The organism is Micromonospora sp. NPDC047740, from assembly GCF_043204735.1.
GTDB lineage: Bacteria > Actinomycetota > Actinomycetes > Mycobacteriales > Micromonosporaceae > Micromonospora.
Genome location: NZ_JBIDCT010000026.1, coordinates 44,188 through 61,244 on the forward strand (window position 1 = coordinate 44,188; position 17,057 = coordinate 61,244).

The following is a 17,057-nucleotide window of genomic DNA, read 5'->3' on the forward strand; positions in this document are numbered from 1 at the left end:
AGGGGTGTCGGTGGGAGGTGCGGTTTTCCGCACTCCGGGCGGTTGAGGTCGGCCTGCTGAGGTCGGTGGTTGACCTCATGGTCCGGGCCGTGGTGAGTTCATAGCGTCTTCGGCATGATCCGTTTGTGTCAGGTGTCGATGCACGTTGGCCTGTTGGCCCAGGAGTCTGATCCGTCCCAGGGCGGTCTGGTCGGGTTGGTGACCGATCTGATGGAGCGGCTCGGTGCCCCCGGGGCCGGCTTGGCGGTCGCGTTGGAGAATCTGTTCCCGCCGGTCCCGAGCGAGGTGATCCTGCCGCTGGCGGGGTTCACCGCCAGTCAGGGCAAGATGAACCTGTTCGCCGCGATCATTTGGACCACCGCTGGTTCGGTGGTGGGCGCCGTGTCGCTGTACTGCGTCGGCGTCGCGCTCGGGCGGGACCGGGTACGCGCAATCGCGGCGCGGCTGCCGCTGGTGAGGCTGAGCGACATTGACCGGACGGAGGCGTGGTTCGCCCGGCACGGGGTGAAGACGGTCTTCTTCGGTCGGATGATCCCGATTTTCCGCAGCCTTATCTCCATTCCGGCCGGTGTGGAGCGAATGCGGTTCGCCACGTTTCTGCTCTACACCACGCTGGGCAGTCTGATCTGGAACATCGTGTTCGTGATGGCTGGCTACCTGCTCGGGGAGAACTGGCATGCCGTCGAGTCGTATGTCGGGACGTTCCAGAACCTCGTCGTCGCGGTCTGCGCGCTCGCTGTGGGGTACTTCGTCGTTTCCCGCGTGATCAATGTGCGCCGGCGGGGGTCGGCGATGGAGAAGGACCTGGCACCGAACAAGCCCGAGCCGTACAGGTCGGGCACACGCGCCGAGCCGTACGGGCGCTCCGGGGCCGACAAGTCGGCCCCGGCCGTACGCGGCACCGTGTACGGAACCCCGCGCCGATCGGGGGAGAGCCGATGACGCCAGGCCTCGATAACCGCGCACCGGCGGGGCGCCGCCGTCGGCATGTAGTGCGCGCGCCGTTTACCATGCGGGCCGGCCGATGGAGCGCCAACCATCCCTGGCTCGCGATCACGGTCTGGCTGTGTTTCGTGGCGGCCAGCCTGGTCGGTGGCAGCCTGGTCGGCACGGTGAAGGCCACCACGCAGGACAGCCTGCACGGAGAACTGGCCCGCGCGGACCGCATCGAGCAGGCCGGCGCATTCCCGGAGGCCCCGGCGGCGGAGAGTGTCCTGATCACGGCGCGGACCGGCGATCTCGATCTCCAACAGGCTCGGGCTGTGGCGGCCGACCTGTTGGCGCGGATGCGCGCGCTGCCCGAGGTGGCGAAGGTCGCTGACCCGGTCACCTCGCCCAACCGCGACGCGGTGTTGGTCGAGGTCGAGATGACCGGCTTGGCGGACGACGCCGACGCGCGGGTCGGACCGCTGCTGGAGGCCACGACTCAGGTCCAGCAGCGGTACCCCGGCCTGCGGGTGGAGCAGGTGGGGTCGGCGTCCTTGGCGAAGGCGCTGACCGAGACGCTGGCGGCGGATTTCGTCAAGGCGGAGCTGATCAGCGTGCCGGTCGCGCTGGTGATCCTGCTGTTCAGCTTCGGCGCGTTGATCGCCGCCGGAGTGCCCGTCGTGCTGGCGTTGTCAGCCGTGGCCGGTGCCATGGGGCTGGCCCAGTTCGCCTCGCATATCTTCCCGGCCGGGGAACTGGTCAGCAGCATCATCCTGCTGATCGGCATGGCCGTCGGCGTCGACTACTCGCTGTTCTACCTACGCCGCGAGCGGGAGGAACGAGCCTGCGGGCGCGACCATCGCAGCGCGATCAAGATCGCAGCTGCCACCTCGGGGCACGCGGTACTGGTCTCCGGCGTCGCCGTCATGGTCGCCATGGCCAGCCTGTTCCTGGTCAGCGACAACACGTTCAGCTCGATGGCAACCGGCTCCATCCTGGTCGTCGGGGTGGCGGTGATCGGATCCCTCACCGTCCTACCCGCGATCCTGGTCACCCTCGGGCGTTGGGTGGACCGGCCACGAGTGCCCTTCCTCGGTCGACGAATCCAGCGGGCGGAGCATAGCCGCTTCTGGATGGCGGTCCTGCGACCAGCGCTACGCGCGCCGCTGGCGACGTTCGTACTCTCTGTCGGAGCACTGGTTATCGTCGCCGTCCCGGCACTGGAAATGAACCTCAAGCGGCCGACCGCCACCGACCTGCCCCGCTCGATCCCGATCCTGCGCACCTACGATCGTCTCGCCCAAGCGTTTCCGAGCAACAAGCTGGGAACCAGCCACCTCATCTCGATCCGCACTGATGTCGCCGACGGACCGGCGGTAGAGCGAGAACTCGCCAAGCTTTCCACGCGGATCAAGGGGGATAGCCGGTTCGCCCAAGATCGTCCCCCGACCGTGCGCAGGTCCGGCGACGGTACCGTCTTCCTGGCCACCGTCCACGTGGCGGGTGCCAGCGACAGCAGCGAGGCGACCCAGTCGCTGCGCCGGCTGCGCAGCGAACTGCTGCCGCAGACGGTCGGCACGGTCCCGGATACGCAGTGGGCGGTGGCCGGCCGTACCGCGAGCGATGTCGACTTCCGCGACCGAATGGCGGGGGCGCTGCCGCCGGTTGTCGCGTTCGTGTTCGGCATGACCTTCCTGGTCATGCTCGTCACGTTCCGGTCGCTGGTGGTGGCGTTGACCTCGATCCTGCTCAACACGATCTCCGTGGCCGCCTCGTACGGGCTGCTGGTACTGGTGTTTCAGCACAGCTGGGCGGAGGACCTGCTCGGGTTCACCTCCAACGGCGCGATCGTGTCGTGGCTGCCGCTGATGTTGTTCGTCATCCTCTTCGGGCTCTCGATGGACTACCACGTGTTCGTCGTGAGCCGCATCCGCGAGGCGGTTCAGCGCGGCGTACCGACCCGGCAGGCAATCGAGCAGGGCATCGTCTCGTCAGCGTCCACGGTCAGCAGCGCCGCGATCATCATGGTCGCCGTCTTCGGCATCTTCGCCACCCTGTCGATCGTCGAGTTCAAACAACTCGGCGTGGGGCTGGCCGCTGCGATCCTGATGGACGCCACCATCATCCGCGCGGTCGTCCTGCCGTCCCTCATGCGGCTGCTCGGCGAAGCGAACTGGTGGGCCCCGCGATTCCTCGCCGGCCGTCGTAAAACCGATGTCACACCGCGCGGCAGCGACGCCGACACGCAGGTCATCATGGCTGCCGGTGACCGGTAGCTAGGTTGGGTGGGCGGCGGGGCACGCGTGCTCGTGACCGGCCGCCATCGGTCCGAGACATCATGAGCTGTGGAGGGACGGCCAGGTGGCAGAACGCGCGACGCACGGCCGGCGGTCGTGGATGGGCGCCATGGTCCGGTGGAGCCGACCGGTGGCGGGCGTGGCGGTCGGCGTCCTCACCGCTGCGGCCGAGTTGCTGTTCCTGCTCCTCGCCGGGCTCGTCGTGATCGCGGTCTCGCCAGCGCCAGCTGCTCGCCGACGCATCGGCACCACCACCGTCCGGTACGCCCGGCGCTTCGGCGAGTGGGAGCGGCAACGCCTGGCCGTCACCGCCTCGGCACCAACCCCGCCACGGGTTCGGGCGAGCGGACCGCGTGTGCTCGGCTATCTCGCCGCCCGGCTCCTACCGGCGGTGCTCGGCGTGATCACCGCCGGCCTGCTCGTGGTCGGCGCGGTGCTTGCTGCCATCGTGGTGCGCTCCTTCGTGGCGGGCACCATGACCATGGCCGGCTTCCTGCTGCAGGGCCTCATCGGGGCAGCCCTGCTGGTCGTGAATCTGCAGGCGATAGCCAGCGTGGCCACGCTGGACCGGTGGCTGGCCCGCAGCCTGCTCGAATCCAACACGCGCCAGGCGTTGGAGCGGCGGATCAGCGAACTGGCCGTCAGCCGGGCCGGCGTCATCGCCGCGGTCGACGTGGAGCGCCAGCGCATCGAGCGCGACCTCCACGACGGGCTGCAGCAACACCTCGTCGCACTCGGCATGCTGCTCGGGCGGGCGCGACGCAGCCGCGACCCCGACAAGGCGCGCGAACTTCTCGTGCAGGCGCACGAGGACGTCCAGCGCGCCGTCGACGACCTGCGGGACGTTGCCTGGCGGGTTTACCCCTCCGCGCTCGACCACACCAGCCTGGACGAGGTGCTGAGCATGGTGGCGCAACGATCGGCGACGCCCGTCAAAATCAGCTACAACGTACCGGTCCGGCCCGCCCGACCGATCGAGACCGTGCTGTACTTCGTCGCCTGCGAAGCGATCACCAACGCCACCAAACACGCCCGAGCTACCCTGATCACCATCGAGATCGAGGCGCGGGGTACAAGAATCGAGATGCACGTGCGCGACGACGGCGTCGGCGGTGCCGACCCACACGGCAGCGGCCTACAGGGGCTCGCTCGCCGGGTCACCGCCCTCGACGGACAGTTCGACCTGCAGAGCCCAGCGGGCGGCCCCACGACAATCCGGGCGGAGCTGCCGTGCGTGTAGTGCTCGCCGAAGACTCCACCCTGCTGCGCGAAGGGCTGGCCCGCCTCCTCGCCGACGAGGGACACCAGGTGGTGGCCGCGGTCGCGGACGCCGACCAGCTCGTCACCGCCGTCGAACAGCACCACCCCGACGTCGTCATCACCGACGTCCGCATGCCGCCCACCAACACCGACGACGGACTGCGGGCCGCGCTGGAGATCCGCGGCCGCTGGCCCCACATCGCCATACTCGTTCTCTCCCAGTACGTCGAAAAACGCTACGCCGCCAAACTCCTCGCCGACCGGTCCGAAGGCGTCGGCTACGTCCTGAAGGACCGCGTCGCCCAGGTCGAAGACTTCCTCGACGCACTCGACCGCGTCGCCGCCGGTGCAACGGCGCTCGACCCCGAGGTCGTCCGGCAACTCGTGTCCGCCACCAGTCACACCGATCCGCTCAACCGCCTCACCCCTCGCGAGCGCGACGTGCTGCACCACATGGCCCAGGGACACACCAACGCCGCGATCGCCGAACGCCTACATGTGTCGCAGAGCGCGGTCGAGAAACACATCAACACCATCTTCGACAAGCTCGACCTGTCCCACGTGACCGGTTACAGCCGCCGGGTCTTGGCGATCCTGCACTACCTCGGCTCCTAGCCGCTCAGGATCGCCGGCCGATACCGAAAGGCCAGAAGTAGAGAGAGGTCGTGGCTTACCTGTAGCAGCGTAATGGCTTCCGAGCCGGCGTCGGCTTCTCGGCAGTTTCGAACGGCAGCCCAGCGGCATCGAGTCACGCTGCGTGACGTGCGGATCGCGGCATCCGCGGATAGGTCATTGCCATGACCATGCTCGCTGGGTGCGGCGCCATCGCTGGGGGGTGATGCCGTAGCGGTCGCGGAAGCGGCGGACGAGATAGGTGGCGTCGCGCAGGCCGGTTCGGGCGGCCACGGCGTCGAGCGACAGGTCAGTCTCGCGCAGCATTCGCCGGACCTCGGTCATGCGCCGTTCGGTGATCCATTCGAGCAGGGGGCGGCCGGTGCGCCGGCGGAGCACGGTCGTGAGGTGCCCCGGGGTGTAGCCGAGCGTGCGGGCGACATCGGCGGCGGAGACCGGTTCGCGGAACGTTGCCTCGATCTCGGCGAAGACCCGCTCGACGAGTGGGTCCGGCGTGGCTGGAGCGCTGGGTGCCAGTCGCGCGGCCGCGACCAGAAGCCGGGTGAGCAGTGCGGCGACGGCCTCGCGGGCGCCGAGACGGCCTGGGTCGGCGAGTTCCTCGGCCAGGTCCGCCAGCCACGCCGACCAGGTCGCCTGGTCGGGCTCTGCGATCCGACCGTGCCCCGCGCTGAAGGCGAACAGGGCGAGGAGGGGATGGTGTGCCCAGGCCAGTGGGGAGACCGAGGTCAGGGCGGGGACGGCGTCCGGTGTGAACGCGACCGACCACGCGCGGCCGCGGGCGAACTCGGCCGCGGCCGCGACGCCGATGACCTGCCCGGGCGATACAGCGTGGACCTCGCCAGCGCGCATCGGCCGTTCGGCGCCGTCGACGGTGAACGAGCCCATGCCCTTCTCGACATAGACCAGGACGAAGAAGTCGTGGGCGTGCCGGTGCTCCGGCGGGAGGCTGGGGTGGGCGGCTTCGGTGTCGAAGCGGGTCACTGAGACAGGAGGCAGGCCGGGGCGCTGCCGGTAGCGGTAGACCGGCGTCCCGTCGGGTCGTACCGTGCGCAGCCTCGACGGGACTCCCGGCGAGTCACTGACCGAAGAATGTCCCATGGTTCCCACGTTAAATCCTGCTTGGTAACCGCAGAATATCCAAGACTTGGAGGTGACGACACCGGGTCCGTCAGGGGCCAGCGAGGCAGACCCGCGACCGCGTGCACAGGAGGCATCCATGGCAGCTTCGACCCACGTCCGCATCCTCGACCAGCGAACTCCGCAGGAGCGGGACCGCCCGTTCCTGCCGGGCGCGGGAAAGACCTGGCTTCTCCCCTTCTACGACGCCTTCACCCGGGTGGCCGGCGTCCGCGCACTGCACGAACGTGCTGTCGAGCTCGCCGGCATCGAGCCCGGCCAGACGGTGGTCGACGTCGGCTGTGGCACGGGCAACCTGTCGTTCGCCGTGCTCGCGGCCCAGCCGAGCGCGCGGGTGACCGGCCTCGACCCCGACGCAGACGCCCTGCGCAGGGCAGCGCGCAAGGCGTGCCGCCGCAGCGTCGCTCTTACCCTCGTTCAGGGATATGCCGACCGGATCCCCGCCGAGGACGCCTCGCTCGACCATGTGGTCTCGTCGTTGGCCCTGCACCACGTCGATGACGACGGTCGGATCGGGTTCGCGCGCGACGCGCTGCGTGCTCTCCGGCCGGGAGGAAGGGTCACCGTCGTCGACTTCGGCGGCCCAGCATCCAACGTCGAGGACGCCGGGCACCCCACACACCGCCATGGCCACAGCCCTGTCCACGCCCTCTGGCACCTGACCCGGCTCATGCGTTCCCGGGTGGCGCACAGCCCGGTCGTGGCCCGTAACCACGGCGATGGCATCGTCACGCTCCTGGCCGACGCCGGGTTCGGCGACGCCCGGGAGGTCGCGCACGCCGACCACAGGTTCGGCCGGGTCACCTTCGTGCAGGCGACTCACCCCTTGAACTGAACCTGACGGGGTTGTCGACAGACCCCACCACGCCACGCAACGGCAACAGGCCCAACGCCGCAGGCCGGTGGCGCCACCAGCATCCGCTCATCTGCTACGTCCGGGCGCCGATCGCGCAGACGACTGTGACGCTGCGTAGGTCCGCTCTGCCACTATGAGCGTGCACCGGCTCTGCGCGTCGCTCCCTCATGCAGCCCATGAACTGGACCGACAGGTCCAACCTCGACCCGTACAGCAGGGACTGCAGGTCAAGCGCGCCACGGAGGCCAAGCGCCGCCGCGGCAGTATCTAAGGATCCCGCCGGTCAGCTTCCTGGCGGCGTTCTCGCACACGGTGGTTCACGCTACGAGCAGGCGGAGGCCGAGCTCTGCCGTGTCGAGGGCGACGATGTCGCGGTTGCGCTCGGCCCACCGGCCTGAGGAAAGATCTTCGCGGAGTGTGCTGACTGCGCGTTGCTCAGCCTGCGGTCCGACTCTGGTCCATACCGAAACCGCGCGGCGTACATGTTCGTCCAGGTACGCCTCAGGCCGGCGCCAGTATGCCTCGAAGAAGCCGTCAGCGCAGTCCCACGGGACGAGCACCGGCTCCGCGCGTCCTCCGATCGCGCGGGTCAGGTCGGCCAAGGACGGCCAGCCGACGAGGAGGTCTGCGAACTCAGGTAAGTAGTCGCGGGTGAGCCAGAACCGCTGACGCCAGCCGGTGTCAGCGGCGTCGTAGGTGAACACCACCACGCGGCGGGCCACACGCCGCATCTCACGCAGCCCGGCGACCGGGTCCGGCCAGTGATGGACGGTGCTGACCGCCATCGCGGCGTCAAAGGACTGGTCCTCGAACGGCAGACTCTCCGCCGCGGCGGCCACACACGGCGCCGCGCCCACGGGACGCTGCGCCCGCATGACCGCCGACGGCTCTACCGCCGTGACCTCGCGGTCGGGTGGTTCGTAGGAGCCGGTGCCAGCCCCGACGTTCAGCACCGTTCGTGCGTCCCCCAGCGCATCCCAGATGCGCGCGGCGATCCGTGGCTCGGTGCGCCGCGTCGCTGGGTAAGCGGATCCGATGGCGTCGTACAACTGCGCGCCGAACACTTTCAGTTGCTCCTCTGGCGTCGTCCTGATTCCCATTGCTCGTGCCTCCAGTTCCCTGTCTATGGCCGTCACCATGGCAGCAGCGCGGTCGCGCTGGTCCATCAGCAGGCCACGCAGCCGGCACAGGTGCGCGACTGCGTCGGTGGTCGGATCGTCAACCAGATCCGCGATCTCCCGCAATCCGAAGCCGAGCCGCCGGTAGGCGAGCACCTCCCGGAGTCGCTCTACATCGCCTGCGGAGTAGGCCCGGTGCCCAGCCGCAGTCCGCGTGGACGGCTCCAGGAGGCCGATCTCGTCATAGTGATGCAGTGTGCGGACGCTGACGCCAGCCAACTCCGCCACACGCCCCACGGTCAGGTGCTCCTCCACGCCACCGACTATGTGGCATGACGCCGCGTGAGGAGCAAGCGATTGCTGCTGTCTTGATCGAGTTTCCGCTCATGAATTGCCGCCGGCATGATCGGCGACAATGGCGGCATGTCTGTGCACGGCGCCTGGTGGGACGCGCTGAGCCCGCAGGTACGGGACCGGATCGACGAGTTCCTGTGTGCGCGTCGGCTGATCGCGGCTGTCGTCCTCCTGCGTCGGGAAGGCGGACTGGAGCCGCCGCCCGATCTGTGCCAGGCGCAGGATCTGCTGATCGAGCGCCGCGCTGAACTGGACCGGCGGGGCCTCGTCGAGGCGGAGCCAGTGCCACCGACGACGGCGAAGCTGATCGAAAAGGCGGCCGCCATCACCGCACCGGTCGTCGCCGTCGAAGCACTGTGGGACGGTGACACGCATGGCTGGTCCGTCGACCTGGTCGCGATCGTGCGGCGGCCGGGCCGGCACCACGACCGCTTCGACGAGGTGCCGCTGACGGTGCTGCGGCACAGCGGTGACATCCGCCTGTTCAACGACCAGGTGCCGCCCTGGCCGGAGGCGCGGCAGGCGACCGAGCAGGGGCAGGCCGTCGCCCAGCATGTCGGTGTCCCGTTCCACTTCGCTAGCCCGGAAGCGCCGGGCATCGATCTTGCACGCTGGTGGGACACGCAGCCCACCTAGCCGGTGAAGCACCCGTGGCCATCGGCAGGGTTCCGCCACACCGGCGCGACGGTGCGCGCACATCGGCACGATCGCGCACCGATTCCGCAGATCGGGTCGCCAGAGCAACGCACGGAGCGTGACGATCGCGGGCGCGCCGCAGCGCAATCAATGCGTCGGATCAGGAAGACGCTGCCGGGTCAGGCAGGCCCGCGACGAGGAGCGTCACGACTTCCTCCGCTGCGTTGGCCTCCGCCAGCGCCGATCGAGTCGCGACCGCACTTGAAGAGAGCCCTGGTTCGTTCAGTGGCGGAATCCTCGCGATGCTTTCGGCATCGCGGAGTTCCCTGGCTAGAAGATCATGGCGGCGGGATCGCGGCACCACCGATGGTTCGACCACATCGCGCGCCTGTCACGGAGCGCGGCGCCCGGTCGGCGGCCAGATGCGTGTGTGGGACTATTCGTAGCCGGTGCCGGCGGCAATGATCCCCGCGAACAAGGGCGACATGACGCCCGCAGGCGCTGAGCGGCGGGGTCCCGTGAGAAATTCTTTTGGCATAGCGTCGGATCCGGGGCGAGTCGTTCGTAGAACAGGTGAGGCGGCCGGAGAGGGCCGCCGGGACAAGGGAGTCGTGGGATGACCCGGTACTTGATCTCGTTCAATGACGGCGCGATGGACCACATCCCCGACGAGGAGTGGGCTGACGTGGGCAAGGCCTCGCACGCGGTGGTCCAGGAGGCCGTGAACGCCGACGTGTGGGTGTTCGGCGCCGGACTCGAACGCCAGAGGGCGAGCGTCGTGGCCACGGACGGGACGGTCACCGACGGCCCTTACCCAGAGACCAAGGAAGTCATTGGCGGGTTCTCGGTCGTCGACGTGGCCTCACGCGAGGAGGCGCTGGCCTGGGCTGCCAAGATTGCCGCCGGTTGCCGCTGTGCGCAAGAGGTCCGGGAACTCATGCCCGACCCCGAACAAGACGCGATGCTCCGCCAGTCTGAAAGGCGAGGGTGACATCCCGACAACTCGACAAGACCAGCGGGCAGATGGTGATCCGCGCGGCCCTGGACACGCTCGAAGCCGCAGCCGTCGTCACCCCCAGCACCTCCAAGACCAGTCGGAGGGACCGGTCGAAGACCAGCCCCACCCGGCACAAGCCACCACGCCCGCGCCCACGCGACGTAGGGCACCCTCCCCGCCCGGCCCCACAACCAAGCGGGCAAGCGTCCGGAGAGACATGCACCAACGAACCGGAGGCTGCCCCGCGCAGCCCACCGACAGCGTGACCACGACCAGCACACCCACCGCCACCGGCCACCAGCCACGAGGAGCCGCACTGGGCGCAGGATTCCACCTGAACGCCCACGCGAGCCCACCACGATGGGAAACGATCCCGGAAACCGCATCCGACACAGGATCGCAAAGCTGATCAGGGAAGCTGTGCGCCATGGAAGGAATGGCGTGGCTCTTGCTGTGCCCGTGCTCGTTCTTTGTGTTGCTGGTCTTCGCCGCGACCGTGATCCTGTGGTTTCAGACCAAGCCGGGCAGCCGGTAGCTGAGTCGGCCGACGGGAATCGCTGGCGCTCGAACCTGGGCGCCTCCAGCCCGACTCGGAGCCAGTTCTTCGGCAGGTTCAGATGTCGCCGGCACAGTCGCTCCGCAACCGTACGCTCGGATCGCGGCTACTTAGGGTGCACCAGATAGGAACGACCAGTCGTTCGCCAGCTGGTTGGCATGTCAGGGAATTACCGAGCTTCACGGGTCAGGGTCTGGTCAAGAAGGATTCTGCGGGTGGCATCAGGGCGGTAATAGCCATCCGATCACGGCGAGGAACCTCTCGACCAGACCTTGGGGATGCTGCATGCGTTGCTCTCCGGATCCTGATGTGCACCCGGACCACCTCCACGCCGCGTCGCGTCGATGATCGGAGACACTTTCACCGTGCGAAACGACCTCGACCAGATCGAAGCAGCGTTCGTCGGCACGCCACTGGCCGGCCTTCCGATCGGACACGGCCCGTCGGGTACCATCCTCGTCGCCGACATCGACCCCAATCGCCTGCACGAGGCCTGGCAGGCTGCCGACGCATTGGTGCCGGCCATTGGACGGCGGCCCGTCATGGTCACCGACGACTTCGACGACACGCGGAGGATCCGGCCCGAGCCCGAGCCAGGCCCGCCGGAGTCGGAGCTGCGCGCATTCGCCCAGGCCGCCGAGTCTTCCGAACCCTGGCTGACCTACCGCCACTACAGCGAGGACGACGAGGTCGACGAGGACGAGGTCGAGTACTACGCGCGTGGCATTGCCGGCGTCGACCTGGCGGCCTTGGTGTCAGATGTGGCGCTGCCGACTCCGCGCCCGGCGCTGGAGCGGGCGCTGTACGACCGGCTGCTCGCCGACGCTGACCTGCACGCCCGGGTGCTTAGCAGAGTGCGGTTCGTGACGCAGACCGATTACTGGTACACGCCCAACAGCGTCCTACTCATGTTGCTGCCCACCAGCGACGTCCGCAGCTCGGGGTACTGGGTGGACTTCTTCGGTGCGCCCACCCGGGAGTATCAGCGGAGGCTCGCCGAGGTGTTGGCGCAGTGGCGTCGCCGGTGGGACGCCCGCCTGGTCGCGTCGTGGGGCACCATGCTGCAGTTCCAGGTGGGTCGTCGCCCGGCACCGGGTGACGAGGCATGGACCGCGGCCGGCCAGCTCAAGGCGCTCGCTTCGAACCTCGACCTGAGCAGGTGGGAGGTCGCCGTTGCCTTGCCCGCCGGTGACGCGTGGTTCGTGCACAACCGGCCCTGAGAAACTCGACCAGACCGTGACCCGCCGAGCTCGGCCGTCGCCTGCGGACTGAGCCGCTCCTTGAGGTTGTGGCCCTAGCTCGACCGAGCGGCCCCTCATCGGCACGGGCGGTCGGCTGACTTGTCAGTCTCGCAGGTGCGGCCCCTGACGCCCGCTCGGCGGCAAGAGCAGATGTTCAACAGATGGAGCGAGCGAGGCAAGCCGGTGGCCGCGTGAGCGACCGGCGCGAAGAGGACGTTCAGTACCCACGTCTGACGAAGCATTCGATCGACGAGCTTCCACGGCGTCGCGCACAGCCTACGGATGGGGGGTGGTCACGCCGCGCGGGGTGGGGGTTGTCGGGCCGTACCATCTGCCCGTGTTCTCCCTCCGACGGCGCGTGGTCGCCGGGTTCTTCGCCGGGGCCTTCGTTGTGGTCGACGCGGTGGTGTGCGCCCTGTTGGTTACGGAGTCGTTGACGCGTGCGTTCATCGTCGTCGGCCTAGCATGCCTGTCGCTGTGGGTTCACATCGTCTTGCACGAGTGCGGGCATCTCATCATCGCGTTGCTGTTGCGTTTGCCGGTTGTCGCGGTTCGTATCGCGCCCTTTACTGGTTGGCGCAGTGCCGTGTTGGTGCGGCCGGTGCCGTCGGCGACTGCGTTGCCGCTGCGGATGGTGTTGTTGCACCTGGGTGGTCCGATGACGAATCTGGTCACCGCGGGGGTGCTCGGTGCCGCAGCGACGAGGACGGGCACCACGTCGGATACGGCGCTGATGCGTGTCGCGCTAGTCGCTGCGGCACTTGTTGCGGCCCTGCTCGGGGTGGTCAACCTCATCCCCGGGTTAGACCCCCACAGCGACGCCAGCAACATTCGTCGCTGGCTGTTGGCCCCGACGGCCGCCCGCGCCGCGCTATGGGCCGGCTACCTCGCGAAGGAGGTGAGCAGGACGGCGCGGACGATTGCAGGCGGGAAGGGTGACGACGATCGTCTCGCAGATCCTCCTCGCGACCAAGACCACCCGCGACGTGCCCCCGCTGCCTTCCGTCAGCGCCGGATCATGGGACCCGCGCAGCCGGCGGCAGATCTTGTCGCCGACGCCGCTCAGGAAGAAGCCAGAATGCTCAACCACAACTACATCGGCACAGAGCACATTCTGCTCGGCCTCATGCACGAGGGCGAGGGTGTGGCCGCCAAGGCGCTACAGGGCCTCGGCATCTCTCTCGAGTGTGTCCGCCAGCAGGTTGATGAGATCAGTGGCCAGGGCCAGCAGGCGCCGAGCGGGCCCATCCCCCTCACCCCACGCGCCAAGAAGGTCCTCGAGCTGTCGCTGCGTGAGGCGCAGCAGCTCGGCCACAACCACATCGGCACCGAGCACATCCTGTTGGGCCTGATCCGCGAGGGCGAAGGCGTCGCGACTCAGTTGCTGGTCAAACTCGGTGCCGACCTCGATCGGGCACGGCAGCAGATCGTCCAGCTCCTGTCTGCCCCGTGATCCTGTGGGATTCGAAGTTGAAGGCGCCGTCGACAGCCGAAGTAGCCGCGATTGTGTCCCTACCTCAACGTGGCCATGAGAGTGCCCGGTGCCGGGCCCTCGACGCAGCGGAGCGGAGCACCCGGATGCCGGGCGACGTCGAGGGAGGAAGGAAGGACTCAGCGGGCGGGTACCGGCTCGGACGACGGCCGCCACCCTCGCCTGATCAGCCCGTAGACCCGTCAGAGACCTCGCCGTTCACGACGCAGTCTTCCCGCAACGTCGCTCGGGGAAAAAGCGTTGATGAGCCTCGACCCGACCGGCGCCGGCCGTCGGCGGCGGACGATGCGCTGGAACGCTCCTCTGAACGCGTTTCAGATCGCCTTCGAAGGCCGGCTCGCCCCGGCCAACCGCTGACCACCTCAACAACCAAGATCAGCCGTTAACTTGACACTCTCGAAACCGGCCTACAGCTACCTTGCGAGAGCCCTGGGGTAGGGCCTGCACCACTGCTGGGGTAGAGCCTGCGCCACCGGCAATCTTCACGCTCACCGGCTGTCATCTGGACAGACCGCTTCATAGGGTCGCAGGAAAGTCATCGAACATGATTCCTGTCCGTTCCGGAGGTAGTCACGTGAATTTCTCCATCGAAGACCCGCCCGTCGGAAAGCGAGCGTCGTCCGGGACGCTCCCCCGGATCGTCGACGTCGACGCGTTGCGCGCCGTGGCGCTGCTCCTCATCCTGATCGTCAACATCGCCTTCTTCGCCTCCGGCTATTCCTTCCAGCTCGTTCCGGATCCCGCGCACGACTCGTGGGGTGACCAGGCGGTCCGATGGCTAGTCGAGCTGCTCCTCACGATGAAGGCGTACCTGCTCTTCTCCTTTCTGTTCGGCTACAGCTTCACGCTCCAGCTCGATTCCGCCGCGCGGCGCGGCATCGACCTCGCCCCACGGTTCCTGCGACGGCTGGCCGGGATCCTCGTGTTCGGCATCCTGCACGCGGTACTGCTGTTCCAGGGCGACATCCTGACCACGTACGCATTGCTCGGTCTGGTCCTGCTCGCCATGCGGGGAGTCAGCGTCAGGACCGCGGTGCGCGCCGCCGTACTGCTGACCGGCGGGATCGGCTTCGTCCTCGCGCTCGCCGCCACGGGCGGGACCCAGCTGGTCACTGATCCGGCGACCGCACTCGCGGCGGGGCAGCGGTCCACCGAGGCACTACAGGGCGGGATCGGCTCGGTGATCACCGAGCACGTACGCCAGCTGCCGACGATGTTCGGCACGCTCCTCGTGCAGGGGCCGCTCGCCCTCTCGGCCTTCCTCTTCGGTTACGCGGCCGGGCGGCGCCGGCTACTCACCGACGTCGTCGGGAACCGGCAGCTCCTGCGCCGGGTGCAGCAGCTGGGCTATCCGGTCGGCCTGGCCGGTGCGGTGATCTTCGCATCGGGCGGGGGTACCGCCAACCTGACCGGGCTGACGGCGGGCGTGCTCACCGCGCCGCTGCTCGCCGCTGCGTACGCCGCCACCCTGCTCCAGTTCTTCCAGACCGACCGGGGGCGGCGGGTCGTCGCCGTACTCGCGCCGGCCGGACGGATGTCCCTGTCGAACTACCTGGGTCAGTCGGTGCTCTGCGTGCTGGTCTTCACCGGTGTCGGACTGGGCCTCGCCGGTGCCGTCGCACCCCCGGTCGTCGTACTCATCGCGGTCGCGATCTACTGTGTGCAGCTCGCCGCCAGCGCGGCGTGGATGGCCCGGTTCCGGTACGGACCGTTGGAGTGGCTGTTGCGGGCCTGGACCGAGCAGCGGTGGCCACGGCTGCGGGCCTCGGACCCGGCATGACGGGTTCCGGTGGGGCGGATTGCCGCCGGGCCGCACCCAACCGGGCCAGTACCGCATCGGGAAGTCCGCAGCCCACTCGGCAATCTCGGTGGCCGTGCTCTGCCCGGCGGCCACGGCCGCGGCCGCGATCGCCAGCAGGCCCGGTAGCGGATGGATCCGTCCCTGTGGGTCTCGCGGCGCCCGCGCCAACGCCCGCAACAGGCCCGGCGCCTCCCGTTCCACCTGATCCGACACGCCACCCAAGCGTGCGGACAACTCATCGATCAACGGTGATGCTTCCACGAGCGCGGTCCTTCGCCCTGATCATTCAGCCTAGACACCTGGCCGCGCTCTTCCCCGTAACCCCCGGAACCGGCTCGGACGACGGCCGCCACTCTCGCCTGATCAGCCCGTAGACCCACGAGTCAGAGACCTCGCCGTTCACGACGCAGTCTTCGCGCAACGTCCCTTCACGCACGAACCCGAGCTTCTCCAGCACACGGGCAGATGCCACGTTGCGTGTATCGGTTTCAGCCTGAACGCGATTCAGGTCCAGCGTCTCGAATGCCCACCGCAGCAAAGCGCGCGCGGCCTCCGTCGCGTAGCCGTGGCCCCACGCTGCATCGTCGAAGCAGTAGCCCAGCGATGCGCTGCGGTAGTCCGGATTCCACCGGGTCAGACTGCACCAGCCGATGAACGCCCCGTCGGAGACACGATCCACGGCCAGCCGCGCCCCGGTGCCCCCCTCTGCCATCTGCCGGCAAGCCGTGATGAACCGCTCGGCGCGCACACGTTCGCTCCACGGTGGCGCGTCCCAGTAGCGCAGCACGTAGGCGCTGCTGTGCAGCGCGAAGAGGTCGTTCGCATCCGCGTCGTCGAAGGGACGCAGTCGAAGGCGAGGGGTGTGCAGCGTGGGAGTGGGCAGCGACACGGGCGTCATGGTTCCTCCTGTGATTGATGCCCGATCAACCAGACATCTGGTGCCGGCCACACGCAATGGGTTTTCTCGGCGGGGCGGGCGGAACGACGTGCTCGCTCTTCGGCAGTTCAGGGTGCCCGCTCGACCCAGTGGTCAGTTACGGACCGTGACCTCCTTTGATCGATCAGGACGCCGGAGCAGCTCCGGATGCCTGGTCTTGGAGCACGTCGGCTCAGTCCTACCGACAAGTCCCTCGCGAGTCTCGTCGCGGCGACATCCGACCGGCACAGGACCGACTTGGTACGGTCTGGCGGTGCAGTGGGCGGCCTTCTGGCGCATCGTCGAAGGTGCCCGGGCAGATGGGGGCAGTGACACCGAACGCGTCGCCCAGGTGCTCCTCCGTCGCCTTCGCGCCTTGGCGCCGAACGAGATTGAACAGTTTGAGGAGCTCTGGTTCCAGGCACAGGACGAGCTCTACCGCTGGCCAATCCATGACGCCGCGACACTGCTGCTGGGCCCCTTCGACGATGATGACTTCCTCGCCGTCCAGGACTGGATCGTGTCGCACGGGCGGCACACCATGCAGCGTGTCCTGGACGACCCTGACAGCCTTGTCGAGTTGGCGCCCGACCGGCACAACGCTCGGATCGACTGGTTCTGCGGCCTCCCGATCGAGGCGCACATCGCTGCAACCGGGGCGCCCTTCGCAATCGATGGGCCCTCCGGACCCGACGCGCCCGGCGGCACTCCGGCCGACCTCACCGACGAGAGCCGCACGAGGCAGCAGTTCCCCAGACTCACGGCCTACCTCGACAACAATCCGTGGATCGAGCGCCCGTGGGAACACGCAGCCAGCTGATCACCGCACTCCTCTG

Annotated in this window: 13 protein-coding genes and 1 pseudogene; 11 read left to right on the forward strand and 3 right to left on the reverse strand. The window is 68.4% G+C overall.

Annotated elements, in window-relative coordinates; genetic code table 11:
• Window positions 1-114 precede the first annotated feature (114 nt).
• From ACGF4F_RS33375 to ACGF4F_RS33390, 4 genes are all read left to right on the forward strand, one after another.
• Complete coding sequence (locus tag ACGF4F_RS33375) at window positions 115-942, forward strand: DedA family protein (protein ID WP_393083939.1); 828 nt, start codon at window positions 115-117, stop codon at window positions 940-942.
• 50 nt (window positions 943-992) lie between these two features.
• Window positions 993-3,203, forward strand: coding sequence for an MMPL family transporter (locus tag ACGF4F_RS33380; RefSeq protein ID WP_393083942.1), 2,211 nt, complete (start codon window positions 993-995; stop codon window positions 3,201-3,203).
• An 85-nt stretch (window positions 3,204-3,288) separates the two neighbouring features.
• A complete protein-coding gene (locus tag ACGF4F_RS33385) occupies window positions 3,289-4,464 on the forward strand; it encodes a histidine kinase (protein ID WP_357444787.1) in 1,176 nt (391 codons plus the stop codon).
• A complete protein-coding gene (locus ACGF4F_RS33390; protein WP_357444784.1) occupies window positions 4,455-5,099 on the forward strand; it encodes a response regulator transcription factor in 645 nt (214 codons plus the stop codon). Before ACGF4F_RS33385 ends, ACGF4F_RS33390 begins: the two co-directional genes overlap by 10 nt.
• Window positions 5,100-5,273: 174 nt before the next feature.
• Here the strand turns inward: ACGF4F_RS33390 and ACGF4F_RS33395 are convergent, their stop codons facing one another.
• A complete protein-coding gene (locus tag ACGF4F_RS33395) occupies window positions 5,274-6,215 on the reverse strand; it encodes an AraC family transcriptional regulator (RefSeq protein WP_357444781.1) in 942 nt (313 codons plus the stop codon).
• 118 nt (window positions 6,216-6,333) lie between these two features.
• On the opposite strand from ACGF4F_RS33395, the gene ACGF4F_RS33400 reads away from it, so the two are divergent.
• The gene (locus ACGF4F_RS33400; protein WP_357444778.1) at window positions 6,334-7,089 is read left to right on the forward strand and encodes a class I SAM-dependent methyltransferase; all 756 of its coding nucleotides are present in this window, start codon (window positions 6,334-6,336) and stop codon (window positions 7,087-7,089) included.
• A 338-nt stretch (window positions 7,090-7,427) separates the two neighbouring features.
• On the opposite strand, the gene ACGF4F_RS33405 is transcribed toward ACGF4F_RS33400, so the two are convergent.
• Entirely contained in the window at window positions 7,428-8,543 is a 1,116-nt protein-coding gene (locus ACGF4F_RS33405) for a MerR family transcriptional regulator (RefSeq protein WP_357444775.1), read from the reverse strand.
• Between the two features lie 87 nt (window positions 8,544-8,630).
• Here ACGF4F_RS33405 and ACGF4F_RS33410 point away from each other — a divergent pair, with 87 nt between their 5' ends.
• The 5 genes and pseudogenes from ACGF4F_RS33410 to ACGF4F_RS33430 all read left to right on the forward strand — a co-directional run bounded on the left by ACGF4F_RS33410 (window position 8,631) and on the right by ACGF4F_RS33430 (window position 15,284).
• Window positions 8,631-9,218: a hypothetical protein gene (locus ACGF4F_RS33410; RefSeq protein WP_357444772.1), complete on the forward strand. Its 588-nt coding sequence runs from the start codon at window positions 8,631-8,633 to the stop codon at window positions 9,216-9,218.
• A 616-nt stretch (window positions 9,219-9,834) separates the two neighbouring features.
• Window positions 9,835-10,209 (forward strand): YciI family protein, encoded by a 375-nt coding sequence (locus ACGF4F_RS33415; protein ID WP_357444769.1) that lies wholly within the window; start codon window positions 9,835-9,837, stop codon window positions 10,207-10,209.
• A gap of 927 nt (window positions 10,210-11,136) precedes the next feature.
• Window positions 11,137-11,991 (forward strand): hypothetical protein, encoded by an 855-nt coding sequence (locus ACGF4F_RS33420; protein ID WP_393083948.1) that lies wholly within the window; start codon window positions 11,137-11,139, stop codon window positions 11,989-11,991.
• A gap of 1,039 nt (window positions 11,992-13,030) precedes the next feature.
• Window positions 13,031-13,456 (forward strand): annotated as a pseudogene (locus tag ACGF4F_RS33425) (Clp protease N-terminal domain-containing protein); the annotation flags it as partial.
• Between the two features lie 622 nt (window positions 13,457-14,078).
• Complete coding sequence (locus ACGF4F_RS33430) at window positions 14,079-15,284, forward strand: DUF418 domain-containing protein (protein ID WP_393083951.1); 1,206 nt, start codon at window positions 14,079-14,081, stop codon at window positions 15,282-15,284.
• A gap of 307 nt (window positions 15,285-15,591) precedes the next feature.
• Here ACGF4F_RS33430 and ACGF4F_RS33435 read toward each other — a convergent pair whose 3' ends face one another.
• Window positions 15,592-16,203 carry a GNAT family protein gene (locus tag ACGF4F_RS33435; RefSeq protein WP_357444761.1) on the reverse strand — a complete coding sequence of 204 codons (612 nt, stop codon included), beginning with the start codon at window positions 16,201-16,203 and terminating at the stop codon, window positions 15,592-15,594.
• A gap of 292 nt (window positions 16,204-16,495) precedes the next feature.
• Between ACGF4F_RS33435 and ACGF4F_RS33440 the strand changes: the two genes are divergently transcribed.
• Complete coding sequence (locus tag ACGF4F_RS33440) at window positions 16,496-17,041, forward strand: DUF4240 domain-containing protein (RefSeq protein ID WP_357444759.1); 546 nt, start codon at window positions 16,496-16,498, stop codon at window positions 17,039-17,041.
• The last annotated feature ends 16 nt before the right edge of the window (window positions 17,042-17,057 follow it).

Excerpts from the sequence above, each read along its gene's own strand:
- ACGF4F_RS33375 (WP_393083939.1), top strand. The coding sequence starts at position 115 with ATGATCCGTTTGTGTCAGGTGTCGATGCACGTTGGCCTGTTGGCCCAG.
- ACGF4F_RS33395 (WP_357444781.1), bottom strand. The coding sequence starts at position 6,215 with ATGGGACATTCTTCGGTCAGTGACTCGCCGGGAGTCCCGTCGAGGCTG.
- ACGF4F_RS33400 (WP_357444778.1), top strand. The coding sequence starts at position 6,334 with ATGGCAGCTTCGACCCACGTCCGCATCCTCGACCAGCGAACTCCGCAG.
- ACGF4F_RS33410 (WP_357444772.1), top strand. The coding sequence starts at position 8,631 with ATGATCGGCGACAATGGCGGCATGTCTGTGCACGGCGCCTGGTGGGAC.
- ACGF4F_RS33415 (WP_357444769.1), top strand. The coding sequence starts at position 9,835 with ATGACCCGGTACTTGATCTCGTTCAATGACGGCGCGATGGACCACATC.
- ACGF4F_RS33435 (WP_357444761.1), bottom strand. The coding sequence starts at position 16,203 with ATGACGCCCGTGTCGCTGCCCACTCCCACGCTGCACACCCCTCGCCTT.